General features: G+C 74.8%; 19 protein-coding genes, 1 pseudogene and 1 riboswitch. Of the genes and pseudogenes, 12 read left to right on the top strand and 8 right to left on the bottom strand.

Going from position 1 to position 26,833, the window contains the following annotated elements:
• Nucleotides 1-82: 82 nt before the first annotated feature.
• Nucleotides 83-1,933 carry a protein-arginine deiminase family protein gene (locus CD790_RS26825; protein ID WP_144385930.1) on the bottom strand — a complete coding sequence of 617 codons (1,851 nt, stop codon included), beginning with the start codon at nucleotides 1,931-1,933 and terminating at the stop codon, nucleotides 83-85.
• 355 nt (nucleotides 1,934-2,288) lie between these two features.
• Here CD790_RS26825 and CD790_RS26830 point away from each other — a divergent pair, with 355 nt between their 5' ends.
• The 10 genes from CD790_RS26830 (at nucleotide 2,289) to cobM (ending at nucleotide 14,483) form a co-directional block, all read left to right on the top strand.
• Entirely contained in the window at nucleotides 2,289-2,789 is a 501-nt protein-coding gene (locus CD790_RS26830; protein WP_144385931.1) for a helix-turn-helix domain-containing protein, read from the top strand.
• The gene (locus CD790_RS26835; protein ID WP_399218271.1) at nucleotides 2,786-3,484 is read left to right on the top strand and encodes a hypothetical protein; all 699 of its coding nucleotides are present in this window, start codon (nucleotides 2,786-2,788) and stop codon (nucleotides 3,482-3,484) included. The genes CD790_RS26830 and CD790_RS26835 overlap by 4 nt, the downstream gene beginning before the upstream one ends.
• A complete protein-coding gene (locus CD790_RS26840; RefSeq protein WP_144385932.1) occupies nucleotides 3,477-4,670 on the top strand; it encodes an MAB_1171c family putative transporter in 1,194 nt (397 codons plus the stop codon). The genes CD790_RS26835 and CD790_RS26840 overlap by 8 nt, the downstream gene beginning before the upstream one ends.
• 277 nt (nucleotides 4,671-4,947) lie before the next feature.
• Nucleotides 4,948-6,195 carry a cytochrome P450 gene (locus tag CD790_RS26845; RefSeq protein ID WP_144385933.1) on the top strand — a complete coding sequence of 416 codons (1,248 nt, stop codon included), beginning with the start codon at nucleotides 4,948-4,950 and terminating at the stop codon, nucleotides 6,193-6,195.
• A 212-nt stretch (nucleotides 6,196-6,407) separates the two neighbouring features.
• Nucleotides 6,408-8,294, top strand: coding sequence for a methylmalonyl-CoA mutase small subunit (mutA, locus tag CD790_RS26850; RefSeq protein ID WP_144385934.1), 1,887 nt, complete (start codon nucleotides 6,408-6,410; stop codon nucleotides 8,292-8,294).
• A complete protein-coding gene (gene scpA, locus CD790_RS26855) occupies nucleotides 8,291-10,495 on the top strand; it encodes a methylmalonyl-CoA mutase (protein WP_144385935.1) in 2,205 nt (734 codons plus the stop codon). The genes mutA and scpA overlap by 4 nt, the downstream gene beginning before the upstream one ends.
• A gap of 4 nt (nucleotides 10,496-10,499) precedes the next feature.
• A complete protein-coding gene (gene meaB / locus CD790_RS26860) occupies nucleotides 10,500-11,516 on the top strand; it encodes a methylmalonyl Co-A mutase-associated GTPase MeaB (RefSeq protein ID WP_144385936.1) in 1,017 nt (338 codons plus the stop codon).
• Between the two features lie 24 nt (nucleotides 11,517-11,540).
• Nucleotides 11,541-12,362: a (2Fe-2S)-binding protein gene (locus CD790_RS26865; RefSeq protein WP_144385937.1), complete on the top strand. Its 822-nt coding sequence runs from the start codon at nucleotides 11,541-11,543 to the stop codon at nucleotides 12,360-12,362.
• A gap of 113 nt (nucleotides 12,363-12,475) precedes the next feature.
• On the top strand, nucleotides 12,476-13,702 hold the full coding sequence (gene cbiE / locus CD790_RS26870) for a precorrin-6y C5,15-methyltransferase (decarboxylating) subunit CbiE (protein ID WP_144385938.1): 1,227 nt from the start codon (nucleotides 12,476-12,478) through the stop codon (nucleotides 13,700-13,702).
• A gap of 10 nt (nucleotides 13,703-13,712) precedes the next feature.
• Nucleotides 13,713-14,483 carry a precorrin-4 C(11)-methyltransferase gene (cobM, locus tag CD790_RS26875; RefSeq protein WP_144385939.1) on the top strand — a complete coding sequence of 257 codons (771 nt, stop codon included), beginning with the start codon at nucleotides 13,713-13,715 and terminating at the stop codon, nucleotides 14,481-14,483.
• A gap of 112 nt (nucleotides 14,484-14,595) precedes the next feature.
• On the opposite strand, the gene CD790_RS34875 is transcribed toward cobM, so the two are convergent.
• Nucleotides 14,596-14,751, bottom strand: a complete 156-nt coding sequence (locus CD790_RS34875; protein ID WP_186319257.1) for a DUF6131 family protein — start codon at nucleotides 14,749-14,751, stop codon at nucleotides 14,596-14,598.
• Between the two features lie 195 nt (nucleotides 14,752-14,946).
• On the bottom strand, nucleotides 14,947-16,041 hold the full coding sequence (locus CD790_RS26880) for a cobalt-precorrin-5B (C(1))-methyltransferase (protein WP_144386113.1): 1,095 nt from the start codon (nucleotides 16,039-16,041) through the stop codon (nucleotides 14,947-14,949).
• A gap of 230 nt (nucleotides 16,042-16,271) precedes the next feature.
• Between CD790_RS26880 and CD790_RS26885 the strand changes: the two genes are divergently transcribed.
• Nucleotides 16,272-17,057: a cobalt-precorrin-6A reductase gene (locus CD790_RS26885; RefSeq protein WP_144385940.1), complete on the top strand. Its 786-nt coding sequence runs from the start codon at nucleotides 16,272-16,274 to the stop codon at nucleotides 17,055-17,057.
• 272 nt (nucleotides 17,058-17,329) lie between these two features.
• Here the strand turns inward: CD790_RS26885 and CD790_RS26890 are convergent, their stop codons facing one another.
• The 4 genes and pseudogenes from CD790_RS26890 to CD790_RS26905 all read right to left on the bottom strand — a co-directional run bounded on the left by CD790_RS26890 (nucleotide 17,330) and on the right by CD790_RS26905 (nucleotide 22,852).
• Nucleotides 17,330-18,865, bottom strand: a complete 1,536-nt coding sequence (locus CD790_RS26890) for a precorrin-2 C(20)-methyltransferase (RefSeq protein ID WP_144385941.1) — start codon at nucleotides 18,863-18,865, stop codon at nucleotides 17,330-17,332.
• A complete protein-coding gene (locus CD790_RS26895) occupies nucleotides 18,862-19,512 on the bottom strand; it encodes a precorrin-8X methylmutase (RefSeq protein ID WP_399218276.1) in 651 nt (216 codons plus the stop codon). Before CD790_RS26895 ends, CD790_RS26890 begins: the two co-directional genes overlap by 4 nt.
• A gap of 797 nt (nucleotides 19,513-20,309) precedes the next feature.
• Nucleotides 20,310-21,647, bottom strand: a pseudogene (gene cobG / locus CD790_RS36220) (precorrin-3B synthase); the annotation flags it as partial.
• Nucleotides 21,648-21,794: 147 nt separating this feature from the next.
• A riboswitch (cobalamin riboswitch) is annotated at nucleotides 21,795-21,874 on the top strand.
• 9 nt (nucleotides 21,875-21,883) lie between these two features.
• Nucleotides 21,884-22,852 carry a hypothetical protein gene (locus tag CD790_RS26905; protein ID WP_144385944.1) on the bottom strand — a complete coding sequence of 323 codons (969 nt, stop codon included), beginning with the start codon at nucleotides 22,850-22,852 and terminating at the stop codon, nucleotides 21,884-21,886.
• A gap of 60 nt (nucleotides 22,853-22,912) precedes the next feature.
• Here CD790_RS26905 and cobN point away from each other — a divergent pair, with 60 nt between their 5' ends.
• Nucleotides 22,913-26,539 carry a cobaltochelatase subunit CobN gene (gene cobN, locus CD790_RS26910; protein WP_144385945.1) on the top strand — a complete coding sequence of 1,209 codons (3,627 nt, stop codon included), beginning with the start codon at nucleotides 22,913-22,915 and terminating at the stop codon, nucleotides 26,537-26,539.
• Between the two features lie 46 nt (nucleotides 26,540-26,585).
• Here the strand turns inward: cobN and CD790_RS36225 are convergent, their stop codons facing one another.
• The gene (locus tag CD790_RS36225; protein WP_260867903.1) at nucleotides 26,586-26,723 is read right to left on the bottom strand and encodes a hypothetical protein; all 138 of its coding nucleotides are present in this window, start codon (nucleotides 26,721-26,723) and stop codon (nucleotides 26,586-26,588) included.
• Nucleotides 26,724-26,833 lie beyond the last annotated feature (110 nt).

Consider the following 26,833-nt stretch of genomic DNA (forward strand, 5'->3'; position numbering starts at 1 on the left):
CCCGCTGGCGGCCGCGCCCCGGCACCGCCGGGCAATGGCAGCTCGGCGACGGAACCGTCGACACCGGCGCCGACGTGCCCGGCTACGACATCGACGGCTTCGAGAACCCGGCGGCGCCCGTGCTGAGCCGGGGGCCGGCCTCGGCCGCGCCGGTCCGGACGTCGCGCAGCGCGTTGGTGGCGCAGTGCACCTCGCCGCCGTTGCGGTGCGCCCAGGAGAAGTTCTCCACCCAGTGCGTCCGCACCCCGCCCGCGGCCAGCCGCTCCTCGGTGAGCCGGCGGAACAGATCGCGGCCGGCCAGCCGCGGCCCGTGCGGATCGGGGGCCGCGTAGTCGCGGGCGGTCAGCGAGAGCCCGTTGACGAGGGCGGGCGTGAAGGGGTACGCGAGCCTCGGCCCGCCCTCCTCGGGCGCCACCTCGGTGTACAGCACCGGCAGCCGGACGATCTCCGAGGGCCGCAGCCCGGTCTCGCGCAGCAGGACCGCCAGCTGCCCGTCGATGTGGCGGGCGGCCGTGGCGTTGGCCCCCGTCCGCCGCTCGTAGTCGAGGAACTCCCGGACGGTCGGCTTCTCGTGGGCGGCCGTGTCCGCGAGCAGCCGCTGTCCGCCCTCGCCCGCGTCCCGGACCCGGCGCAGCACGTCGAGCGCGAGCCGCGGGTCGGGTACCGCCAGCGTCCAGCCGCGGGCGTTGCGGGCCCGCACCACGTGCACCGTCTCGTCGACATGGCCGACCAGCAGCCAGGACGTGTCGAGGACGACCGGCGGCTGGACGCCCTGGGCCCGCAGCAGGGTGGTGAACGACGGGTCGGGGTGGCGGCCCTCGGTGGCGCCGTAGACCACCCGTCCCCGGGGGTGGCCCGGGTACGGCGGCAGGGACTCCACGTTGCCGGTGAAGTTCAACAGGTCGTCCACCCCCGCGTCGCGGTCGGCGGTGTACTGCTGGACCACGCCGACGTCCGGGCCGCGCAGGTCGCGGAAGAGCAGCCGGCCCGCGCGGCGCAGGCTCGCGGCGCTTCCGTCCTCCGCCTTCCAGTAGTTGGGGGAGCGCAGCAGGATGCGCAGGGTCTGCGTGCCGTGCGCGGTCGGCATGGAGACATAGCCGGGCTCGGCGATGTCCTGGCGCCAGATGTCACGCCACCACCGGGAGGTGCCGGGGGTGAAGGTCAGCGCGTCCTTCGGCAGCCCGGAGGCGCGGGCGGCCGCCCGGAGCGTGCCGGCGAACTCCGGCCACCGGGTCGGTTCCTCGGGCGAGAGGTCGACCTCCTCGGGCTGGCCGGTGCCCGGACCGGGCGCGGCGGCGAAGACCCGCTGGGCGCGCTGGAGGTCGTGCTGGAGCAGCACCGGCGCCACCCGCAGGGGCACCCGATCGGTGCCGGTGCGGCCGCGGTCGGTGACGGTCAGCGTCACCGCGACCCGACCGTCCCACACCCGCCGGTCCCGGACGATGTCCCGGCCCTCGACGGCGAGGCGGACCCCGGAGCGCAACTCGCCGGCGGTGAGCGCCCCGTCGGCGCCGAGCGCCGTGAGCCGGCCGGCCCGCTCGACGAAGATCCGCAGGTACCGCCGCTGTGGCTCGGGCACCGAGACCCGGCCGGTGGCGTCGCCGCTCACGCGCACCGGCAGCACCCGCAGCGGCGTCAGGTCCTTCGCGTCGGCGGGCCCGTTGACGACGTCGTCCGCGGCGTCGTGACAGGCGGCCAGGCGCTCGTCGACGGCGAGATCCAGCCGGTCGAGGTCGCCGCGGCGCAGCGCGCAGCGCCGCTGGTCGTCGTCGAGGTTGGGCAGGAAGACGTCCGAGCCGGCCCACAGGCGCGGGACGGGGGGTTCGGAGGCCGCGGGTCGGGCGGGCGCGGCGTGCGCTCCCACCGGAGCCAGCACGGTGGCCAGCGTCGTCGTGCAGGCCAGGGCGCGTGCGGCCGTGTGCCGCAGGGTCATGTCGGAACCTCTCCTCGGCGTGATCGGGTCGCGGGGCGTACGGCGGGCGAGCGAAGCCGCACGGGGCCGCACCGGGGTGTACGGCCGCTGTCGGCCACTGTTCTCCTCGCCCGGGCCGTGCGCGTCGTCCGACGGGTCGAGAGGCGGGTGGGCCGTTGTGTGCAGCGCCCCCGAAACCCTCTCCACCTGCGGTCGGAGGGGCACTCCGGCGGTTACCAACTGGTAGTTAAGTTCGTCACGCGCTGATGTCCCAAGGCGGGCTGGTCCTGCGTGTTCACGCCATGGCAGGATGCCTTTGGGGAGACGACGCGCCTTAACCGGCCGTGAGAGTGTGAGCGTGGAAGGGGGGCTGGGAATGGGATCCGGAACGGGAGCCGGGGGCGACAAGTCGAGCGCCGCGGACAGCCCGCTGGCGGGCCGGCTGAACTACCTGTTCGCGAACATGCACCCGCCCGGCGCTCCGTACACCAACGCACACGTCGCCGACGAGATCAGCCACAGCGACGAATACGGCGGCGTGAGTCTGACCGAGCAGTATCTGTCGATGCTGCGCAACGGCAGGCGCACCAACCCCAGCCCCGACGTCCTCCGCGCGCTGGCCAGGTTCTTCGCCGTGCCGGTCGGCTACCTCCTGGGGGACCTGTCCCCCTCGCAGACCGAGCGGATCGAAGAGGAAGTGCGGTTCCTGGTCGCCATGCGCGACCAGCGGGTGCGCGGCATCGCCCTGCGCGCCGTCGGCCTCCCGCCGGAGGTCCAGGACAGCCTCACCACGATCATCTCCCAGTTCCGGCAGCAGATGAACCTCCCGCCGGAGCCGCCCGCCCCGGGCGCGCCGGAGGGTGAGGCGTCCCGTTGAACACCACCATCGGCAGTGAGACAGCCCAGCTGTTCTACTCCTGGCAGCTGACCGCGACCGAGGACGGTGCAACCATGCGAGTGGGACGGATACGCCGGCAGTGCAAGCGGCTCATCCAGGAACTCGACCTGCCCGCCAGCACGGATCTGCAGGGCCTGTGCGACATCGTCGCGCGCCGGATCGGCCGCCCCATCCGACTGGTGCCGATGAGCCTGGGCGGCGTGGTCTCCGGCATGACGGCCACCACCGACGACGAGTTCTGGATCTTCTACGAGCTCAGAACCTCCCCCTGGCACCAGATCCACATCGTGCTGCACGAGATCGGCCATCTGCTGCTCGGCCACGACCAGGACCCGACCGTCACCGAGGACGCGCTGCGCCTGTGGGCGCCGTCGGTCGACGCGGCGACCGCGATGCGCCGGATGGGCCTGGCCCCGGGCCTCGCCCGGCACCACGCCTACGACAACCTGGCCGAGCGCGAGACCGAGGTGCTCGGCACCCTGCTGATGGGGCACGTGGTGCCCAGCGCGGCCGACCACGGGCTGCCGCTCCAGGGGCGGGCCGCCGAACTCGCCGCCGCCCTGGGGCCGGCGCTGCGCCACGACCGCAGCCGGCAGGCCGACGCCGCGCCCGAGGGGCGTTCCGCCGAGGGGGACGACGCGGAGGACGACGGCGGCGGGGGTGCGCGTGTTTGACGTCGTGTACCTGAGCTTCGGCGTCGCCGCGTGGACGATCGTCGGCTACAAGGCCCGCGCCTGGCTCCGCGACCGCGCCAACACCGACCTGGGCCTGGCCTGTCTGATGACCGGCAGCGTCGCCAACGTCTTCCTGCTCTCCGCGCCCAGCGTCTACCGCGGGTTCGACCGGCTGGTCGGCGTGGCCAACCTGGCCATGGTCTTCCTCTACTCCTCCGTGGTGCTCTTCGCCGCCGGGGCCCTCGTGCTGCTGCTGCGCTGGACCGGCTCGGCGGTGCGCCCGCGCACCGTCGTCGCCGGCATCGCCGCGCTGTGGACCGTCGCCGTCACCGGCTTCGCGCTGGGCCGGCCGGACGCCGTGGAGCACCCCCGGGACTTCAGCACCGCCTACGCCGACGCGCCCGGCGTCGTCCTCTTCCTCGTCATCTACCTCGCGATCTTCGGCGCCGCGCTGGCCGGGCTCGGGCTGCTCTGCCCGCGCTACGCCGTCAACCTGAACGGCTCCTGGCTCGCCCGGGGCCTGCGGCTGATCACCGTGGGCTGCTGGCTGGGCCTGGCCTACTGCGCCTGCAAGCTGATCGGCTTCGGCTTCTCCTGGGCGGGCCGTGAACTCACCTGGCTCTCCAACGGCGTGGCCCCGCTGACCGCCTCCATCGCCGCGCTGATCGTGTTGGCCGGGTTCGCGGTCCCCGCCGTCGGCCCCCGGGTCTCGGCCTGGCGCCGGCTGCGCCGCCTCCAGCCGCTGTGGCGGGCCGTCACCGAGCAGGCCCCCGAGGTCTCCATGGGCCGCTCCCGCTGGCCCGCCTGGTGGCCCTTCGCCGATCTGGAGTGGCGCGCCAACCGCCAGATGGCGGAGATCCGGGACGTCCAGCGCGGGGTGCGGCGGTATGTGGAGGCCGAGGCGCTCGAGATCGCGCGTGTCAAGGCAGGCGAGGCCGCGTACGACAATTGGCAGCTTGCTGCCGTCGTGGAAGCGGCGGCCCTGCGGCGTGGTTTGCAGAACCAGGCGGTGGGACACGTCCCGGAGGTCGGGGCCGACAGCGTGGTGGTCGCCACGGGTGCGGAACTGGCCGACGAGCACGAACACCTGGCCCGCGTCGCGGACGTCTACCGTCATCCGCTCGTGGACGCGGTCCTCGACGAACTGAGAGAACGCGGCGCCGCGCGCGCCGACAGGCAACGGTAGCGACACCGGGATCCACACCACGAGGGATCCACAGTCGAGGTGGCCCTGGACGGGGGTCAAGGCCACCTGTGGCAGAGGGCGACGCCGGGACACCACCCGGCGTCGCCCTTCGGCCTGTCGGCCGGGCTTCGTGCGGGGCCTCCACACACTCGTGGCCTTCGGATCGCGGTGTGTTCGGCCCGCCGGGAACCCGCTGTGGTGGATCTCGCCGTCGCGGGGGGCGGGATGTGATCGCCCGTCTGCGGGCGGGCAAGTGACGCGTCTACAGTCGGTGTTCATGCAGAACACCGCCACCCCCGAACCCCCCTGCCCCGAACCCGTCGACACCACCACGCTCCTCCCCGATCCCCACGGATCCCTCGCCCGGCTGCGGGAGGCCGGGCCCGTGCACCCCGTCCGGTACCCGGACGGACAGAAGGCGTGGCTGGTCACGCGGTACGAGGATGTGCGGCGGGCGCTGGCCGACGACCGCCTCTCGCTGGACCGGAGGCACGCGCTGCCGGGCAACTACCGCGGCTTCTCGCTGCCGCCGGCGCTCGACGCCAACCTGCTCAACATGGACCCGCCGGACCACACCCGGGTGCGCCGGCTGGTGGTCAAGGCGTTCACGCCGGGGCGCGTCGAGCGGATGCGGGAGCCGGTGACGCGGATCGCGGACGACCTGCTGGACGCCATGGAGCCGCACGGCCGGGCGGACCTCCTGGACGCCTACGCCGGCCCGCTGCCCATCGCCGTGATCTGCGACCTGCTCGGCGTGGAGCGCGCCGACCGGCACGACTTCCGCGCCTGGACCGACGCCATGCTGCTGCCCGACCCCAAGCGGCCGCACCTGGCCAAGGAGGCCGTCGGCAACCTGCTGCGCTTCTTCACCGACCTGATCGCCACCAAGCGGGCCCACCCCGGCGACGATCTGCTGTCCGACCTGATCACGGTGCGGGACGAGGCCGAGAGCGGGGCGGACGGGGCGCGAGCGGGCGACCGGGACCGGCTCAGCGAGGACGAACTGACCTCCCTGGCCTTCCTCATCCTCTTCGCGGGCTACGAGAACTCCGTCCACCTCATCGCCAACTCCGTGCTCATCCTGCTCGACCACCCCGAGCTGGGGGAGCGGCTGCGGGCCGATCCCGCCCTGCTCCCCGCCGCCGTGGAGGAGTTCCTGCGCTACGACGGACCGGCCACGCTGGCGATCCGTCGCTTTCCGCGGGAGGACCTGGAAATCGGTGGCGTGACCGTTCCCGCCGGTGAGACGGTGCTGCTCTCGCTGGCGTCCGCCAATCGAGATCCGGCGCGATTCAGCGACCCGGACCGCATCAATCCACATGATGGCCGGATAGGGCATCTTGCGCTTGGCCACGGAATCCACTATTGCCTCGGCGCGCCGCTGGCCCGACTGGAGGCCGAAATCGCGCTGGCCTCGCTGGTCAGGCGGTTTCCGGGACTGCGCCTGGACGTCGCGCGCGAAGAGGTGCGCCGCCGGCCGTCGATCCGCACGGGTGGCCTGATCTCGCTGCCCGTGGCCTGGTGAACGGAGAAGCGAACACCTTTTTGATGCATGGACCGTCTTCCATGCGGTAAAAAGGTGCACGTGCCTGTCCGGTGTGCATCCCCCGTCGCACCGGACAGGCCACTTGTCTTCTTGCGGCCGGGCGGATGACCGATGACCGATCATCCAAAGAGTTGAAGGTCACAGCGGACCCCTCTGCTGTCTCTTTAGGCTCCCGCACTAGCCTTCCGTCTATGACGGTCCTGCCCGACGGGCTTTCCCTGGCCGCCGAGTTCCCCGACGCGACGCGGGAACAATGGCGCACCCTGGTCGAAGGCGTCCTGCGCAAAACAGGCACATCTCCTGCCTCAGCCGCGGACGCCGAATTGGCGCTCGCCACCGCGCTCCAGGACGGCGTATCCGTACGCCCCCTCTACACGTCGCAGGATGCCCCGGTCGATGCCGGATATCCCGGATTCGCCCCCTTCGTCCGCGGTGGTCGGGCGCAGGGCTCGGCGGTGTCGGGCTGGGACGTGCGCCAGCGCCACAGCCACCCCGACCCCCGGCGCGCCAACGCGGCCGTCCTCGCCGACCTGGAGCACGGAGTGAGCTCGGTCTGGCTGACGGCGGGCGCCACCGGCGTGCCGGTCGCCGCCCTCTCCGAGGCGCTCCAGGGCGTCTACCTGGACCTCGCCCCGGTGATACTCGACGCGGGCGCCGACTTCGAGGCCGCGGCCCGGGAGCTGCTGCGGCTCTACGCGGAGCGCCAGGTCCCGCCGGGCGCGGCGCTGGGCAACCTCGGTGCTGACCCGCTGGCCCTGGCCGCCCGCACCGGCGACCACACCGAGCTGCCCGCCCACCTGGCCGCCGCCACCGAGCTCGCCCGGCTGACCGACGCCGACCACCCGGGCGTGCGCGCCTTCGCGGTGGACGGACTGCCGTACCACGAGGCCGGCGGCTCGACGGCCGAGGAGCTCGGCTGCACCCTCGCCGCCGGCGTGGCGTATCTGCGCCGACTGACCGAGGCGGGGCTCTCCGTCGACGCGGCCTGCGCCCAGCTGGAGTTCCGCTACGCCGCCACCGCCGACCAGTTCCTCACCATCGCCAAGCTGCGCGCGGCCCGACGGCTGTGGGCGCGTGTGGCACAGGTGTGCGGAGCCCGCCCGGAGTCCGGCGCGCAGCGCCAGCACGCCGTCACCTCCACGGTCATGATGACCCGTCGGGACCCGTGGGTGAACATGCTGCGCACCACCGTGGCGGCGCTCGCCGCCGGAGTGGGCGGCGCCGACGCCGTCACCGTGCTGCCCTTCGACGAGGCGCTCGGCCTGCCGGACGACTTCGCCCGCCGTATCGCCCGCAACACCTCCACCATCCTGCTGGAGGAGTCGCACCTGGCCCGGGTCATCGACCCCGCCGGCGGCTCCTGGTACGTCGAGCGGCTCACCGACGACGTGGCCCGGGCCGGCTGGGCCTGGTTCCAGGAGATCGAGGCCGCCGGCGGCCTGGCCGCCGCGCTGGCCTCCGGGATGGTGTCCGAGCGGCTCGCCGCCACCTGGCGGCGACGCTCCCGCGATCTGTCCCGCCGCAAGGAACCGATCACCGGCGTCAGCGAGTTCCCCAACCTGGCGGAGCAGCCGGTCGAGCGCGAGGCCGCCCCGGCCCCGGTCGGCGGCGGACTGCCGCGGGTCCGCCGCGACGAGGCGTTCGAGGCGCTGCGCGCCCGCTCCGACGCGGCGCTGGCGGCGGACGGCGCCCGGCCCCGGGTCTTCCTGGCCGCGCTGGGCCCCGCCGCCGCGCACACCGCCCGCGCCTCCTTCGCCGCCAACCTCTTCCAGGCCGGCGGAATCGAGGCCGTGCACCAGCCCCTGACGGTGGATCAGGACACGGTGGCCGAGGCGTTCGCCGCCAGCGGCGCCCGCATCGCCTGCCTGTGCTCCAGCGACGCGCTGTACGAGGAGCAGGCGGCGGCCGTCGCCGAGCGCCTCAAGGCCGCCGGCGCGCTCCGCGTCTACCTGGCCGGACGGCCCGGCGAACGGCGCGCCGAGTACGAAACGGCCGGCGTGGACGAGTTCGTCTTCGTCGGCTGCGACACGGTCGAGGTGCTGTCCTCGGCTCTCGACACCGTGGGGGTGGCGGAATGATCCCGGACTTCTCGAGCATCGCTCTGGACGGGCCGGAGGCGACGGGGAAGCCGGCGACCGCCGAGGAGTGGCGCGCCGCGCTCCAGGAGAGCACCGGCAAGGACGTCGACAACCTGCTGTGGGACACCCCCGAGGGCATCGGCGTCAAGCCGCTGTACACCGCGGAGGACCTGGCCGGGCTGGACTTCCTGGAGACCTACCCGGGCGTGGCCCCGTATCTGCGCGGCCCCTACCCGACGATGTACGTCAACCAGCCCTGGACGATCCGCCAGTACGCGGGCTTCTCCACCGCCGAGGAGTCCAACGCCTTCTACCGACGCAATCTGGCGGCCGGTCAGAAGGGCCTGTCCGTCGCCTTCGACCTGCCGACCCACCGCGGCTACGACAGCGACCACCCCCGCGTCACCGGCGACGTCGGCATGGCGGGCGTGGCCATCGACTCCATCTACGACATGCGGCAGCTGTTCGACGGCATCCCGCTGGACCGGATGAGCGTGTCGATGACGATGAACGGGGCCGTGCTGCCGGTCCTGGCGCTGTACATCGTCGCGGCCGAGGAGCAGGGTGTTCCCCCCGAGAAGCTGGCGGGGACCATCCAGAACGACATCCTCAAGGAGTTCATGGTCCGCAACACCTACATCTATCCGCCGCAGCCCTCGATGCGGATCATCTCCGACATCTTCACGTACACCTCGCAGAAGATGCCGCGCTACAACTCCATCTCCATCTCCGGCTATCACATCCAGGAGGCCGGCGCGACGGCCGACCTGGAGCTGGCCTACACCCTGGCCGACGGCGTGGAGTACCTGCGCGCGGGGCGGGCCGCCGGCATGGACGTGGACGCCTTCGCGCCCCGGCTCTCGTTCTTCTGGGCGATCGGCATGAACTTCTTCATGGAGATCGCCAAGCTGCGCGCGGCCCGGCTGCTGTGGGCCCGGCTGGTCAAGCAGTTCGACCCGAAGAACCCCAAGTCGCTCAGCCTGCGCACGCACTCGCAGACCTCCGGCTGGTCGCTGACCGCCCAGGACGTCTTCAACAACGTCACCCGCACCTGCGTCGAGGCCATGGCCGCCACCCAGGGCCACACCCAGTCGCTGCACACCAACGCGCTGGACGAGGCGCTGGCGCTGCCCACCGACTTCTCCGCCCGCATCGCCCGCAACACCCAGATCCTGCTCCAGCAGGAGTCGGGCACCTGCCGGGTCATCGACCCCTGGGGCGGTAGCGCCTACGTCGAGAAGCTCACCTACGACCTCGCGCGCCGCGCCTGGCAGCACATCGAGGAGGTCGAGGCGGCCGGCGGCATGGCCAAGGCCATCGACGCGGGCATCCCCAAGCTGCGCGTGGAGGAGGCCGCGGCCCGCACCCAGGCCCGCATCGACTCCGGCCGGCAGCCCGTCATCGGCGTCAACAAGTACCGCGTCGACAGCGACGAACAGATCGAGGTGCTCAAGGTCGACAACTCCTCGGTGCGCGCCCAGCAGATCGAGAAGCTGCGGCGGCTGCGCGCCGAGCGCGACGAGGCGGTCTGCCAGGACGCGCTGCGGGCGCTGACCGCGGCCGCCGAGTCCGGCCCGGGCACGGGTCTTGAGGGCAACCTGCTGGCGCTGGCGGTGAACGCGGCCCGCGCCAAGGCCACCGTCGGCGAGATCTCGGACGCCCTGGAGAAGGTCTACGGACGCCACTCCGGCCAGATCCGTACGATCTCCGGTGTGTACCGAGAAGAAGCAGGGCCGTCCTCGTCCGTGGACCGGACCCGCAAGCTGGTGGACGCGTTCGAGCGTGCGGAGGGCCGTCGGCCGCGCATCCTGGTCGCCAAGATGGGCCAGGACGGCCACGACCGCGGTCAGAAGGTGATCGCCACGGCCTTCGCCGACCTGGGCTTCGACGTCGACGTCGGCCCGCTGTTCCAGACCCCGGAGGAGGTGGCGCGGCAGGCCGTCGAGGCGGACGTGCACATCGTCGGCGTCTCCTCCCTCGCCGCCGGCCACCTCACCCTGGTGCCGGCGCTGCGCGAGCGGCTGGCCGAGGAGGGCCGGGAGGACATCACGATCGTGGTGGGCGGCGTCATCCCACCGCAGGACGTGGAGCCCCTCCACCAGGCCGGGGCCGCCGCGGTCTTCCTGCCCGGCACGGTCGTCCCCGACGCCGCCCACGACTTGGTCAGGTCCCTTGCCGCGGACCTCGGCCACGAGCTGTGAGCCCATGCGTCCAGGAAACGGTCAGCGTATCGACATCGACACCTACGCCAAGGGCGTGCTCGACGGCAGGCGCGCCTACGTCGCCCGCGCGATCACGCTCGTCGAGTCCACCCGGCCCGACCACCGCGAGCTCGCCCAGCGGCTGCTGATCGAGCTGCTCCCGCACACCGGCAAGGCGCGGCGGGTCGGCATCAGCGGGGTGCCCGGCGTCGGCAAGTCCACCTTCATCGACGCGCTCGGCACCATGCTCACCGGCCTCGGCCACCGGGTCGCGGTGCTCGCCGTCGACCCGTCCTCCACCCGCACCGGCGGTTCCATCCTGGGTGACAAGACCAGGATGGAACGGCTGTCGGTCGACCCGGCCGCCTTCGTACGGCCCTCGCCCAGCGCGGGCACCCTGGGCGGTGTGGCCCGCGCCACCCGCGAGTCCATGGTGGTGATGGAGGCGGCCGGCTACGACGTGCTGCTGGTGGAGACCGTCGGCGTCGGCCAGTCCGAGACGGCCGTCGCCGGCATGGTCGACTCCTTCCTGCTGCTCTCCCTCGCCCGCACCGGCGACCAGCTCCAGGGCATCAAGAAGGGCGTCCTGGAGCTCGCCGACGTCGTCGCCATCAACAAGGCCGACGGCCCGCACGAGCGCGACGCCAGGTCCGCGGCGCGGGAACTGGCCGGCGCGCTCCGGCTGCTCCAGCCCGCCGACGCCCCGTGGAACCCGCCCGTGCTCACCTGCAGTGCGCGCGAGTCCACGGGCCTGGACGTGGTGTGGGAGCGCCTGGAGCAGCACCGCCGGGTCCTGGACGGCACCGGCGCGCTCCAGGAGAAGCGCCGCGCCCAGCAGGTCGAGTGGACCTGGGCCATGGTCCACGACCAGTTGCTGACCCGGCTCCGCGAACACCCCGAGGTCCGCCGCCTCGGCCCGGACCTCGAACGGCAGGTCCGCGAGGGCACGGTGACCGCCACCCTGGCGGCCGACCGGCTGCTGGCGGCGTTCACCGCGACGCTCCCGCCGGCCGCCGGCTGACGGGGCGTCGGAGTGTCGGATGCGATGACCCCCGACGAGGCGCTCCGGCGCGCGGCCGGAGCGGGCCCGTTCTTCGCCGTACGGCTGGGGGCGGGAGCGCCCGACGGGCCGCGCGGCGAGGGGTACGTCAGGCTGGCCGAGGTGTACGGCCCGGGCGAGGCGTCGCCGGCGTACGCGGGCGACGGGGCCGACGCGGCGGGGTCGCCTGAGACGGCGGACGCACCGGGCGCGTTGGACGTGTCGGGCGTCTCGCCCGCCCTGCTCGCCCGTCTCGACGCCGTCGGGACGTCGCTGCGCGTCGAGGAGCGCCGGGTGGCGGCGTCGCTGGCCTTCCAGGGGCTGGCGGCGCGGCTGTGGTCGATCGCGCTCGGCCCGGCGGCGCTCACCGGCCTGGTGCCCGACCTCTCGCCCGGCGCCCTGTGGTGGAACCCCGCCCGAACGGCCCCGGACGACCTGTGGCTGCCCGAGCCACGTCCGCTGACGGTCGATCCGGTGCTGGCGGCGGCGAGCCTGCGGCAGACGGTCCTGCTCGCCAACCTCACGCCGCTGCACCACGCCACCCGCGTCGCCTGCCGCGTCTCGGGCCCGCTGCTGTGGGGCAACGCCGCCTCCGCGCTGGCCGGCACGCTCCGCGTCTGGCAGGACTGGTGCCACCGCGGGCGCCGTCCGGACGCCGCGGACCGGGCGGCGCAGCTGACCCGCGATCTGTTCGCCGACCCGCCGCTGCGGGACACCGGCGGCTGGACCCCAGGCCCCCGGCCGTCCTTCCGCCGGAACAGCTGCTGCCTCTACTACCGGGTGCCGGGCGGCGGACTGTGCGGGGACTGCGCGCTGCGGTCGCGATGAGCCGGCGAGCCGCCCCGAGGGGCCATGGCCACCCCAGCCGACGGCCCCGCGCGGGAGGTCAGTAGAGTGCGGGGGCCGTCCTTCCCGATCTTCTCCCGCCCGAGGTACGCCACGTGAGTCCCGCCCGCCCCGTAGTGACCGTCGTGGGGCTCGGCGCCGACGGCTGGGACGGCATCGGGCCGCGCGGCCACGAGGCGCTGCGCGCGGCCGAGGTGGTGATCGGCGGTCCGCGCCAGCTGGCCCTGCTGCCCGCCGAGTGCCCCGCCGAGCGCGTGCCCTGGCCTTCGCCGCTGCGGCCGGCCGTGCCCGCTCTGCTGGCCGCGCACGCCGACCGCCGGGTGTGCGTGCTGGCCAGCGGCGACCCCATGTTCTACGGCATCGGCCGGACGCTGGTGGAGGTGCTGGGCGGCGTGGCGGCGCTGCGCGTCCTGCCGCACCCGTCCTCCGCGTCCCACGCCTGTGCGCGCCTCGGCTGGCCGCTGGAGGAGACCGAGGTGATCAGCCTGGTCGGCCGGCCGTTGGACGCCCTGACCGCGGCCCTCCACCCGCGGCGCCGGCTGCTGGTGCTCAGCGCGGGCGCCGACACCCCGGCGGAGGTCGCCGCGCTGCTGCGGCGGCGCGGCTTCGGCCCCACCCGGATGTGGGTCCTCGAACAGCTCGGCGGCGACCGCGAGCGCCTGCTGGAGGGCACGGCCGAGGACTGGCCGCACCCGCCCGGCGACCCGCTCAACCTCATCGCCCTGGAGTGCGCCGCCGCCGCGGACACCCTGCGGCTGTCCGCCGCCCCCGGCCTGCCGGACGAGGCGTACGAACACGACGGCCAGCTGACCAAGCGCCATGTGCGCGCCGCGACGCTGGCCGCGCTCGCCCCCGCACCGGGCGAACTGCTGTGGGACGTCGGCGGCGGCTCCGGCTCCATCGCCATCGAGTGGCTGCGGACGCACCGCGGCTGCCGCGCCGTCTCCGTCGAACGCGACCCCGTGCGCGCCGAGCGCATCGCCCGCAACGCCGCGACGCTGGGCGTGCCGGGGCTGCGCGTGGTCACCGGCGCCGCGCCCGCGGCCCTGGCCGACCTGCCCACCCCCGACGCGGTGTTCATCGGCGGCGGGTCCACCGCGCCCGGGCTGCTGGACGCCTGCTGGGCGGCGCTCCCCGCCGGCGGCCGACTGGTCGCCAACACCGTCACGCTGGAGTCCGAGGCGCTGCTCGCCGACTGGTACCGGCGGTACGGCGGCGAACTGGTGCGGATCGCGGTGGCGCACGCCGTCCCGGTGGGCGGCTTCACCGGCTGGCGGCAGGCGATGCCGGTCACCCAGTGGTCGGCGGTCAAGTCCTCGTGAGGAGAGAACGATGACGGTGTACTTCATCGGCGCGGGCCCCGGCGCCGCCGACCTGATCACCCTGCGCGGCGCGCGCACCCTGGCCCGCTGCCAGGTCTGCCTCTACGCGGGCAGCCTGGTCCCCCGCGAGCTGCTCGCCGAGTGCCCGCAGGACGCCCGGCTGGTCGACACCGCCCGGCTGACCCTCGACCAGATCGTCGAGGAGCTCGTCCAGGCCCACGCGGCCGGCCATGACGTCGCCCGGCTGCACTCCGGCGACCCGTCCGTCTTCAGCGCCGTCGCCGAACAGATGCGCCGCCTGGACGCGGTGGGGATTCCGTACGAGGTGGTGCCGGGCGTCCCCGCCTTCGCCGCGGCCGCGGCCGCCCTCAAGCGGGAGCTGACGGTACCCACCGTCGGCCAGACCGTCATCCTCTCCCGCATCGCCCAGCAGGCCACCCCCATGCCCGACGGCGAGGACCTCGCGACGCTCGGCCGCAGCCGCGCGCTGCTGGTGCTGCACCTCGCCATCCGCTATGTCGACCGCGTGGTCGGCGAGCTGCTGCCGCACTACGGTGCCGACTGCCCGGTCGCCGTCGTCGCCATGGCCAGCCGCCCCGACGAACTCGTCCTCCGCGGCACCCTCGCCGACATCGCCGACCAGGTGAAGGCCGCCGGAGTGACCCGCACGGCGGTCATCATGGTGGGCCGCACGCTGGGCGCGGAGCAGTTCCGCGACAGCTACCTGTACTCGGCCGACCGCACCCGCTGCGAGGTTCCCTCGGCCGGGACGAGCGGCTGACGGCCTGCCGGGCGGCGCGGCTGTCGCACGGCCGCGCCGAGGCCCGCCGGGCCTCGTGCCGGGCCGCGGGGCCCGTCACCGGGTGTGCGTACCGGCACGTGTCGGCGGCTTGCTACCAGTAATGTCGACGCCCTCCCACCTCGCGCCCCATAGCCCCCAGGATCCACAGGATCGCTCCGATGACGAGGAGGATGATCCCGATGGTCCAGAGGATGGAGAGGCCGGTCAGAAAGCCGATGATGAGGAGAATGACTCCTAGGATGATCATGGAGTCTCCGATCTCTTGAGGGGCCTCTTGAGAGGCCTCATCTCTCACTCTGACCCTCGGATGACCGCTACGCCACATTTGTTCGAGCCGCTCATGCTCCGGTCCGCGGGGAAGCGCTCTCCCCGCGATGCGTGGAGATCGTTCCGATCTTCCAGGGCTGTCTCTCCGACGCCCCCCCTCGCCGTTCGCGACGGGTCATCGGGGGCCCCGTGCGTCCGCCCGTCCGACGATCGTCCCCGCTCGGTCGACGCAGATCACGTCGACGGCGACGGGGGCGCCGCGCAGCACCCCGAGGGCCGCGTCGCGGGCGGTGGCGGCGACGAGGTCGCCGAGGGGGACCCCGCGGGCGGCGCAGAGCTGCACCGTCTCCAGGCCGGTGTTGGCGGCGGCGACGGCGGCGGCCAGCTCTTCGTCGGCGCCCCCTCGCCGCGCCAGCTCGGCGAGGAAGCCCTTGTCCACCTGCGAACGGGAGGAGTGCAGGTCCAGGTGGCCGGCGGCCAGCTTCGACAGCTTGGCGAACCCGCCGGCGATGGTCAGCCGGTCCACCGGGTGGCGGCGCAGGTACTTCAACACGGCCCCGGCGAAGTCGCCCATGTCCAGCAGCGCGTCCTCGGGCAGCCCGTGCACGGCGACCGCGACCTTCTCGGAGGTCGAGCCGGTGCAGCCGGCCACATGCGTACGGCCCGCCGCGCGGGCCACGTCCACGCCGCGCCGGATGCTGTCGATCCACGCTGAGCAGGAGTACGGCACCACGATGCCCGTGGTGCCCAGGATGGACAGACCGCCCAGAATGCCCAGCCGCGGGTTCCAGGTGGAGCGGGCGAGCTCCTCGCCGTGGTCCACCGAGATCTCCACCTCGACGTCCCCGCTGCCGCCGAGCCGGGCCGCGACCTCGGCGACATGGTCGCGGATCATCTGCCGCGGCACGGGGTTGACGGCGGGCTCCCCGACCGGCAGCGGGAGGCCGGGGCGGGTGACGGTGCCCACCCCGGGGCCGGCCCGGAAGACCACGCCGCTGCCCGGCGGCAGCGGCCGTACGGTGGACCGGACCAGGGCGCCGTGCGTCACGTCCGGGTCGTCGCCCGCGTCCTTGACGACGGCGGCCATCGCCTCGCGGCCGGCCGTGAGCCGCTCGGCGGCCAGGGCGAAGGCGGGCCGCTGCCCCTTCGGCAGGGTGATCGTCACCGGGTCGGGGAACTCCCCGCCCAGCAGGGCGGTGTAGGCGGCCGTCGTAGCCGCGGTCGCGCACGCGCCGGTGGTCCAGCCGTGCCGCAGCCCGGTCCGCTCCAACTGGGCGGTGCGACCACTGGCCGTCTGCGCCCCGTCGACCGTCTGCTTCCCGTCGACCGTCTTCGCCGCGTCGACCGTCTTCTCCGCGGGCGTGCCGGGCCCCGCGCTCGGCTCAGCCACGGCGGCCGCCGCTCCGGCCGCCCGGCCCGTACGAGCGCCGACCCGGACGCGCCGCGGCGCCGGGGGCCGTGACAGGCTGCACCCGGCGTACGCACCACGAAAGGGACCCGATGAACGACCCCGAGCCCGAGGCGATCACGCGGACCGGCCGCGGCCGACACGTGCTCATCCTGGGCGGCACCACCGAGGCGCGCCGGCTGGCGGCCGGGCTGGCGGCCGACCCGGCGCTGCGCGTCACCAGCTCGCTGGCCGGCCGGGTCGCCCAGCCACGGCTGCCGGCGGGGGAGGTGCGGATCGGCGGCTTCGGGGGCCCCGAGGGGTTGGCGCGCTGGCTGCGCGAGCACGAGGTGGACGCGCTCATCGACGCCACCCATCCTTTCGCCGACACGATCAGTTTCAACGCGGCCCGCGCGGCCGCAGAGGTCCATGTTCCCCTGCTGGCCCTGCGCCGTCCCGGCTGGGTGCCGGGAGCCGGGGACCGCTGGCACTCCGCGGCCTCCCAGGCCGAGGCCGCCGAGCTGCTGCCCGCGCTGGGCGAGCGGGTCTTCCTCACCACCGGACGCATGGGGCTCGCGGCCTTCGCGCACCTCACCGAGCAGTGGTTCCTGGTGCGTTCGGTGGACGCCCCCGAGGCCCCGCACCCGCCGCGGATGGAGGTGCTGCTGGAGCGGGGACCGTTCACCGTCGAGGGCGAGGCCACGCTGCTGCGCCGCCATCGCATCGACGTCCTGGTCACCAAGGACAGCGGCGGCCAGGCCACCGCCGCCAAGCTCACCGCCGCGCGCGACGCCGGACTCCCGGTCGTGGTCGTCCGCCGCCCGCCCGTGCCGCAGGGTATCCCGGTCGCCCCCGACCCGACGGCAGCGACGTCCTGGCTCCGGCAGACGCTGGACTGAACCCCGCCGCCGACGGGGTCGGCAGACGCTCCGCACGGCAGCCCCGGTCGGCCCGTACGCAGCCCAGCGGCGACCTCCGCGGGCCGACCGGCTCCCGCGCGAGGTACGCGCCTTAGCGGAGGTCGTTCCCGGCCCCGCGCGGTCGCCGCCAGGCGGTCGAGTGGGGCCACGGCCAGCCCCGCGGTGACCGCCCGCGGGTCGGCCCCCCGCCGTTCGGTGTCTACCGGCGCTCCAGTGACCGTCTCGGCGGGTTCGGTGCCTCGGCGGTCGGCTCAGCGCTCCGGGTACCGCCGCGGCGTCCAGACGATCTCCGTGCCATCGCCACGTCGGACCGCGCGGGTCTGCGACGAGCCGACGAGCAGGATGGTCCTCATGTCCACCTGGTCCGGGTCGAGATCGGCCAGCTGAACGATGCGGACGCTCTCCTCGGGGCCGCCGACGTCGCGGGCGACGACGACCGGGGTGTCGGGAGAGCGGTGCGCCAGCAGCAGCTCACGAGCCTTGCCCACCTGCCAGATCCGGCTGCGGGAGCCGGGGTTGTAGAGGGCCAGCACCAGGTCCGCCTCGGCGGCGGAGCGCAGCCGCTCCGCGATCACCTCCCACGGCTTGAGCCGGTCCGAGAGCGAGACGACCGCGTAGTCGTGGCCCAGCGGCGCGCCCGCGCGGGCGGCGGCCGCGTTGGCGGCGGTGAGGCCGGGCAGCACCCGCACCGGGACGTCCCGGTACTCGTCCTGGGAGGCGACCTCCAGCACGGCCGTGGCCATGGCGAAGACGCCCGGGTCGCCGCCGGAGACGACGGCCACCCGCCGCCCGCGCCGGGCCAGGTCGAGGGCGAACTCGGCGCGCTCCGCCTCGACCTTGTTGTCGGAGCCGTGCCGCCGCTGGCCGGGCCGTACCGGCACCCGGTCCAGATAGGTGGTGTAGCCGACGAGTTCCTCCGCGGCGGCCAGCGCGCCCCGGGTCTCCGGGGTGAGCCACAGCGGCCCCGCGGGGCCGGTGCCCACCACGACCACCTCGCCCCGCGCGGGGTCGCCGTCGGCCTGGTCCCGATCCTGGTCCGCGGTCGGCGCGGGGTTGGCGATCCGGCTCGGCAGCACCGCCACGGAGAAGTACGGCACCGACGCCGGGTCGGTCTCCGCGAGCGCGCCGGTGCGCTCGCCGCTCATCGTGGCGCGTTCCACGTACCGCGCCTCCGCCAGCCGGCCGGAGCGCTCCATGGCGCGGCGCACGGTGGGGAAGGTGCGGCCCAGCTTCATCACCACGGCCGCGTCGGTGCTGGCCAGACGGGCGGTCAGCTCCTCTTCGGGGAGCGTGCCCGGGAGGATCGTGAGCACCTCGTCGGCCTCCACCAGCGGGGTGCCCAACCGGGCCGCGGCGGCGCTGACCGAGGTGACGCCGGGGATCACCTCGGTCGGGTAGCGGTCGGCGAGCCGCTTGTGCATGTGCTGGTAGGAGCCGTAGAAGAACGGGTCGCCCTCGGAGATGACCGCGACCGTGCGGCCGGCGTCCAGATGGGCCGCGAGCCGCGCCGCCGCCTCCTCGTAGAACTCGTCCAGCGCGCCCCGGTAGCCGCCCGGGTGGTCGGTGGTCTCGGTGGTGACCGGGTAGACCAACGCCTCCTCGACATGGTCGGGGCGGATGTGCGCGGCGGCGATGGAGCGGGCGATGCTGCGCCCGTGCCGGGCGCTGTGGTACGCGATGACGTCGGCCTCCGCGATGACCTGGACCGCCCGTACGGTCATCAGCGACGGGTCGCCGGGACCCAGCCCCACCCCGTAGAGCCGGCCGGTGGTCTGCTGCTCGCTCACTCTTCCTCGCTCGCAATCGCGTTGATCGCGGCCGCGGCCATGGCGCTGCCGCCGCGCCGGCCCCGTACCACCAGATAATCGAGCCCCAACGGGCTGTCGGCCAAGGCGTCCTTGGACTCGGCGGCGCCGATGAAGCCGACGGGTATCCCGATGACCGCCGCCGGGCGCGGCGCGCCCTCGGCGACCATCTCCAGCAGTCGGAAGAGGGCGGTGGGCGCGTTGCCGACCGCGACGACGGCCCCCTCCATGCGGTCCCGCCACAGCTCCAGCGCGGCCGCGCTGCGCGTGGTGCCCAGCTCGGCGGCGAGCGCCGGCACGGACGGGTCCGAGAGCGTGCACACCACCTCGTTGTCGGCGGGCAGCCGCTTGCGGGTCACCCCGCTGGCCACCATCCGCGCGTCGCAGAGGATGGGCGCGCCGGCGCGCAGCGCGGCCCGGGCACGGGAGACCACCTCGGGGGAGTGGGCGAGGTCCTTCACCAGGTCGACCATGCCGCAGGCGTGGATCATCCGCACCGCGACCTGGCTGACGTCGGCGGGGAGCCCACCGAGATCCGCCTCGGCGCGGATGGTGGCAAAGGACTGGCGGTAGATCTCCGCGCCGTCCTTCTCGTAGTCGAACACTGTGTCCTCGATCGTTTCGGTCATCTCGGTCATGCCATTCCGCGCGCCGCCGCCACCGCGTCGGCGACCTCGTCCGCCGTCACGGTCACGGTCTCTGTCGCTCCCGCTCTCGCTCCCGCGGCTGTCCCAGCCGCCGGTGCTCCCGGTACCGCCGGACCCGGCCGACCCGCGGCCGCCGTCGGAGCCGACGGACTCCGCCGGTCCGCGGGCGCCCCCGCGGGGGCGCGGTCGTGGCCCGCCCGGTCGCGCGGTGTGTCCGGCGGTCCTCCTGGCCCGGGGGCCGGGGTGTTGCCCGGGTCCGGCCGGGAGGTTGTCGACCGGGGTGTGCCGTGCGGCTGCTGGTGGACCGGGGGGCCCGGCGGTGCGACGGTCGGTTCCACCGGGGCGCGGGGTGTGTCCGGCGGTCCTGCCGGCGCGCGAGCGGGGGCGTTCCCCGGGGCACGCCGGGCGGTTGCCGGCCGGATGGCCGCGCCGTGGCCCCGCTCGTTGATCGGAGACCCCGGCGGCAAGGCGACCGGCTCCGCCGTGGCACGCGCGGTGTCCGGTGGCCCTCCCGCTGCACCGCGCGTCGCCGACCGGGCGTCATCCACCGCCCGGTTCACCAACGCCGCCCCGCCTCGGTCCGCGGGTTGGCGCGGTTTTGGGGCCTCTGAGGGTTGGTTTGATGCGGCTTCGGGGTCGCCCGGTGCGTTGTTGGGTTCGTCGAGTGCGTCCGCCGGTCGGCCCGGCGCGTCCGCAGGTGGGCCCGGTGCCTCCGCGAGCTGGCCCGGCGCGTCCGCCGGCTGGTGCGGCGCGGCGGTGGGTTCGTGTGGTGTGGCCGTGGGCTGGCGCCGTGTCTCCGCGGGTTCGCGCGGTACGTCCGCTCGCTCGTGCGGGGCGTTCGCCGGGGCCGCCGGCAGGTCCCAGACGGATACCCGGTAGCCGCTCCCGGTGGCCAGCACGTCCACCCAGCGGCCGGCGGCCGGGTGACCGCAGCGGCGCTCGCAGCCCGACCAGTAGACCGGTAGCGCGTCGAGCGCGGAGCCGCGCGCCGTCCGGGCGGCCTGAGCCGCGTCCGCGCGGACGTCGGCCAGCGACTTGGCACAGCCGGGGCGGCCCGTGCAGGCGCCGACGCCCAGCCACGGCGAGTCTCCCGCGGTGACGAGTCCGGCGTCGGCCAGCTCCCCGAGTCGGGCGGCGGCGACGCCGGCGCGGAGGCCGGGCAGCAGCACCCCGCGCCACGGCGTCACGCGCAGCTCGTCCGCCCCGTCCCGGCCCGCCACGTCGGCCAGCAGCCGCCACTGCGCGGTGGTCAGCCGGCCGAGCGGCGCCAGTACGGACAGCGCGTGGTGGCCGTCCGGCCCCTCGACCAGGCCGGGAGCGGGCGGGGCGCCGGGCGGGCGCGCGGGCGACGGCGGTGCGGCGGGCTCACCCGGCTCCAGGCCCGCCTCCACGAGCCTCCGCGCCACCCGCCGCGCCGACAGGGCGTGGGGGGCGGGGAGTTCCCGCACCCGCCAGGCGCGCGTGCCGCTCTCCGCCACCGCCGCGAGGAACTCCCGCGCCGCCAGCACGGCGGCGCGCGGCGCGTCCTCGGCCGGCACGGGCAGCCCCACGGGGTCGGCGCCCAGGCACAGCAGGGCGCCGCTGCTCGGCGTTGCGATCAATGTCACATCGCCCCCGAGGGCCGCCACATCACCGCGTCCGTCGTCGAGTGCGAACAGGAATCGCCCGGAAAGTCCGGCGGTGTCCGCGTGTTCGCGCAGCAGTGCGTCGAGTCGCCGTGCCCAGCTCTGGACGTCGGCGAAGCCCAGGCCGTCCAGCCCGCACAGCGGCGAGGCGACCACGTTGCGCGCCCGCTCGTGCCGGTCCGACGGCAACAGCCCGGCGGCCCGCAGCCGCTCGGCGAGCTCGCCGCCGCAGTCGGCGGCCAGTCCGCGCAGCTGTACGTTGCCGCGCGAGGTGATGTCCAGCTGTGCGTCCCCGAGCTCCTCGGCGGCGGTCGCCAGCGAGTGTGCCTGATGGGCCGTCAGGAGTCCGGCGGGCAGGCGGATCCGGGCCAGCGCGCCGTCGTCGGCCGCGTGCAGACGCAGTGCGCCGGGGCAGGCGTCGGCGCGCCCGCGCACGGGCGGCTCGACCCCTGTCGGGGCGGTTGCGGGGGAGAGCGGCATGGCGGCGAGCATACCGACGACCTCGGCTGATGCCCTCCCCTCGGCCCGTCCGGCGGCTACCTCGCGCGAGCTCGCCCTTGCCCAGGGTTGATCTCCTCCCCGTACTATGCCTCTCGGTGGACCTGCTCCGGTCCGCCACCGCCAGCGACGGCGTCAGGGGAGGAAGCCGGTGTGAATCCGGCGCGGTCCCGCCACTGTCAGCGCGGCGGCCCACCGGCCGTCGCGTGAGCCAGGAACTCCCGCCGTCCTCAACCGCCCGGGGCGCGGACCCCGAGGAAGGCTTGCCGCAGCATGCTCATGTTCCGGTCGCGCTCGGGCCCCGCGCCCGTGCCGCCTCCGGCGCGCCCGGCGCCCCCGGTGCCCGCGCCGCCCCCGGTGCTCCGGGAACCCCCGGCGCCCGGCGCCCCGTCCCCGATACGCCCGGCAGCGACAGCGACCACCCGGCGCCCGGCCCCCGCCCGGCGCCTGACGCCCGTGGCGCCCATGGCCCGCACCACGCCCGCCGTAGCGACGTTGGCGCCGCCGCCCTCGATGCCCGCCCCGAAGCCCACGGCGACCGCCGTACGCGCCCTGTCCGCGAGGCCCGCGACGCCCTCGACACCCGCCGTACGCACGCGGTCCATGGCGCGACCGACGTCCGCGGTGTTCTCCCCGTCTGCCGTGGCGCCGTCGTCCACGGTGTCCGCGGTATCCGCCGTACGCGCGGTGGCCATGGTGTCGCCGTTCGAGGGGCGGTTCGACGGGCGGTTCGAAGGGCGCCTCTCGTCCGCCGTGCCGACGCGGTCCGCGGCGTTCGCCACGTCCGCCGTCCGCGCGGCGGCCACCGCCCCTGCCACACCCGCCCCCGCCGCGCCCGCGGCCTTCACGATGCGCGCCGCCGTCCCGTCACCTATGACGCGCGGCACCGTCCCGTCACTCACGACGCGCGGTGCCGTCCTGGCGTGCACGACGACCGACGCCGCCCCGACGCACTCCGCGGCGTCCCCGATCTCCCCGGCGTCCCCGGCCTCCCCAACGCCCGCCGCCGCGACGGCGCCCGCCCGCCCGGCCGCCGTATCGGCCGTTGTCGCGCAGGCGTCCGCCGTGGCACAGGCGCCAGTCACGGCGCAGGCGCCCCCGAAGGCGCAGGCGTCCGCCACGGCGGCCGTCCGCGCGGCACGCTCCGTGCCGCGCGGGGCGCCGCCCTCCGCCGCGCACCGCGATGTGCGCGGCACCATCCCCGCCCTCCACGCCAGGTCGGCTGCCTGGCCCGGCCCGAATGCGCGAGGCGAAGTCCTGTGATCCTGCTGCTGTCGACGTCCGACACCGATCTGCTCAGTGCCCGAGCCGCCGAGGGGCCCGTGCCCTTCCGGCTCGGCAACCCGGCCCGGCTCGACCTGGACGAGCTGCCCGCCCTCCTCGACGGCGTGGAGCTCGTCGTCGTTCGCCTCCTCGGTGGCGTCCGCGCCTGGCAGGAGGGGATCGACGCGCTGCGCGCCACCGACCTCCCGGTCGTGGTGCTGTCCGGCGAACAGGCCCCCGACGCCCAGCTGATGGAGGCGTCCACGGTCCCGGTCGGCATCGCCGCCGAGGCGCACGCCTACCTGGCGCACGGCGGGCCCGCCAACCTGGAGCAGCTGGCCCGCTTCCTCTCCGACACCGTGCTGCTCACCGGCCACGGCTTCGAGCCGCCGAGCCCGGCGCCCTCCTGGGGCCCGCTGGAGCGCACCGCGCGGAACGACAGCGGCCCGGTCGTGGCCGTGCTCTACTACCGCGCCCACCACATGAGCGGCAACACCGCCTTCGTGGAGGCGCTCAGCCAGGCCGTCGAGGACGCCGGCGGGCGCCCGATGCCGCTGTTCGTCGCCTCGCTGCGGGCGCCCGAGCCGGAGCTGATCGAGGAGCTGCGGGCGGCCGACGCCATCGTCACCACCGTGCTGGCCGCCGGCGGCACCCGACCCGCGGAGGCATCCGCGGGCGGCGACGACGAGGCGTGGGACGCGGGCGCGCTCACCTCGCTCGACGTCCCGGTCCTCCAGGCGCTCTGTCTGACCGGCTCGCGCAGCGCCTGGGAGGAGAACGACGAGGGGCTCTCGCCGCTCGACGCCGCCACCCAGGTCGCCGTGCCCGAGTTCGACGGTCGCCTCATCACCGTGCCGTTCTCCTTCAAGGAGATCGACGAGGACGGGCTGCCGGTCTACGCCGCCGACCCCGAGCGCGCCGCGCGGGTCGCCGGCATCGCGGTCCGGCACGCCCGGCTGCGCCACATCCCGGCGGCCGAGAAGCGCTTGGCGCTGGTCCTCTCCGCGTACCCGACCAAGCACTCCCGCATCGGCAACGCGGTGGGCCTGGACACGCCCGCCAGCGCCGTCGCCCTGCTGCGCCGGCTGCGCGAGGAGGGCTACGACTTCGGCACCGAGGAGGTCCCGGGCCTCGCCTCCGGCGACGGCGACGAGCTGATCTACGCCCTGATCGAGGCGGGCGGCCACGACCAGGACTGGCTGACGGAGGAGCAGCTCGCCCGCAACCCGATCCGCATCCCGGCCGCCGACTACCGCCGCTGGTACGCCAAGCTGCCCAAGGAGCTGCGGGACGCGGTCGAGGAGCACTGGGGCCCGCCGCCGGGCGAGATGTTCGTCGACACCAGCCGGAATCCCGACGGCGACATCGTGCTGGCCGCGCTGCGCTTCGGCAATCTGCTGATCCTCATCCAGCCGCCGCGCGGCTTCGGCGAGAACCCCATCGCCATCTACCACGACCCGGACCTGCCGCCCTCGCACCACTACCTGGCGGCCTACCGCTGGATCGGCACCCCGCGGTCCGACGGCGGCTTCGGCGCCGACGCCATGGTGCACCTGGGCAAGCACGGCAACCTGGAGTGGCTGCCGGGCAAGAACGCCGGCCTGTCCGCCGCCTGCGGCCCCGACGCCGCGCTGGGCGACCTGCCGCTGGTCTACCCGTTCCTGGTCAACGACCCGGGCGAGGGCACCCAGGCCAAGCGCCGGGTGCACGCCACCCTGGTCGACCACCTGGTGCCGCCGATGGCCCGCGCCGACTCCTACGGCGACATCGCCCGGCTGGAGCAGCTGCTGGACGAGTACGCCCAGATCTCCTCGATGGACCCGGCGAAGCTGCCGGCCATCCGCGCCCAGATCTGGACCCTGATCCAGGCCGCCAGGCTCGACCACGACCTGGGCATGGCGGACCGCCCCGACGACGACGGCTTCGACGACTTCCTGCTGCACGTCGACGGCTGGCTGTGCGAGGTCAAGGACGCCCAGATCCGCGACGGGCTGCACGTCCTGGGCGGCGCCCCGACCGGCGCCGACCGGGTCAACCTGGTGCTGGCCATCCTGCGCGCCCGGCAGATCTGGGGCGGCACCTCGGCGCTGCCCGGACTGCGCGAGGCCCTCGGCCTCGACGAGGCCGCCGCCACCCGCACCGGCGCCGACGAGGCGGAGGAGCGGGCCCGGGCGCTGGTCCAGGCGATGGAGGACGCCGACTGGCGGCCGGAGGCCGTCGCGGAGGTCTGCGCCGGGGTCCCGGAGGATCAGCGCACCGCGGTCGTCGCGATCCTGGACTTCGCCGCCCGCCAGGTGGTGCCCCGGCTGTCCGCCACCACCGACGAACTCGACCACGCGGTGCACGCCCTGGCCGGCGGCTTCGTGCCGGCCGGCCCGTCCGGCTCGCCGCTGCGCGGACTGGTCAACGTGCTGCCGACGGGCCGCAACTTCTACTCCGTCGACCCCAAGGCCGTACCCAGCCGGCTGGCCTGGGAGACGGGCCAGGCGCTCGCCGACTCCCTGCTGGAGCGCTACCACGCCGACAACGGCCGCTGGCCGGAGTCGGTCGGCCTGTCCCTGTGGGGCACCAGCGCGATGCGCACCGCCGGCGACGACGTCGCCGAGGCGATGGCGCTGCTGGGCGTGCGCCCGGTCTGGGACGACGCCTCGCGGCGCGTCACCGGCCTGGAGGCCGTGCCCCTGGACCAGTTGGGCCGCCCGCGCATCGACGTCACCCTGCGCATCAGCGGCTTCTTCCGGGACGCCTTCCCGCATGTGATCGGGCTGCTGGACGACGCCGTACGGCTCGCCGCCTCCCTCGACGAGGCCGACGAGGACAACTACGTACGGGCGCACACCCGCGCCGACCTCGCCGAGCACGGCGACGAGCGCCGGGCCACGGTTCGCATCTTCGGCTCGCGGCCCGGCACCTACGGCGCCGGTCTGCTCCAGCTCATCGACAGCCGCGACTGGCGCACCGACGCCGACCTGGCCGAGGTCTACACGGTGTGGGGCGGCTACGCCTACGGGCGCGGGCTGGAGGGCCGTCCGGCGCGCGCGGAGATGGAGACCGCGTACAAGCGGATCGCGGTGGCGGCGAAGAACACCGACACCCGCGAGCACGACATCGCCGACTCGGACGACTACTTCCAGTACCACGGTGGCATGGTCGCCACCGTCCGTGCGCTGAAGGGCACCGCCCCGGCCGCGTACATCGGCGACAGCACCCGCCCCGAGACGGTGCGCACCCGCACCCTGCACGAGGAGACCTCGCGGGTCTTCCGCGCCCGCGTGGTCAACCCGCGCTGGATCGAGGCGATGCGCCGCCACGGCTACAAGGGCGCCTTCGAACTCGCCGCGACCGTCGACTACCTCTTCGGCTACGACGCCACGACCGGCGTCGTCGCCGACTGGATGTACGACAAGCTCGCGCAGAGCTACCTGCTCGACCCCGAGAACCGCGCCTTCCTGGAGGAGGCCAACCCCTGGGCGCTGCACGGCATGGCCGAGCGGCTGCTGGAGGCGGAGAGCCGAGGGATGTGGGCCGAGCCGGACGCCGAGGTGCTGGCCGCCGTGCGCGAGCTCTACCTGGAGACCGAGGGCAACCTGGAGAGCGGTTCCGGGGAGGACGCCGAGGGCTGACCGCGGCCACGGCCGAGGCCGAGACGCGAGACGGCGGCTACCGGGTTCAGGGAACCTGGTAGCCGCCGCCGCTGTCCGGCCACGGTGGCCGGCGCATCAGCTCGGCCCACTCGTGGTCGTAGGAGCCCGGGACCGTGCGGCCGGCCGAGGCCCAGCGCTGCACGAGGTCGGAGTAGATGGGCACACAGGCCGACTGAGGAACCGTTTCGGCCTGTGAAGCCCAGGTCAGTGGTCTGCTGCCCGGCGAGGCGAGGCGCCGTTGCGTCATGGTAGCCACAACCCATCAACGCGCGG

The organism is Streptomyces sp. SAJ15, from assembly GCF_007595705.1.
Lineage (GTDB): Bacteria > Actinomycetota > Actinomycetes > Streptomycetales > Streptomycetaceae > Streptomyces.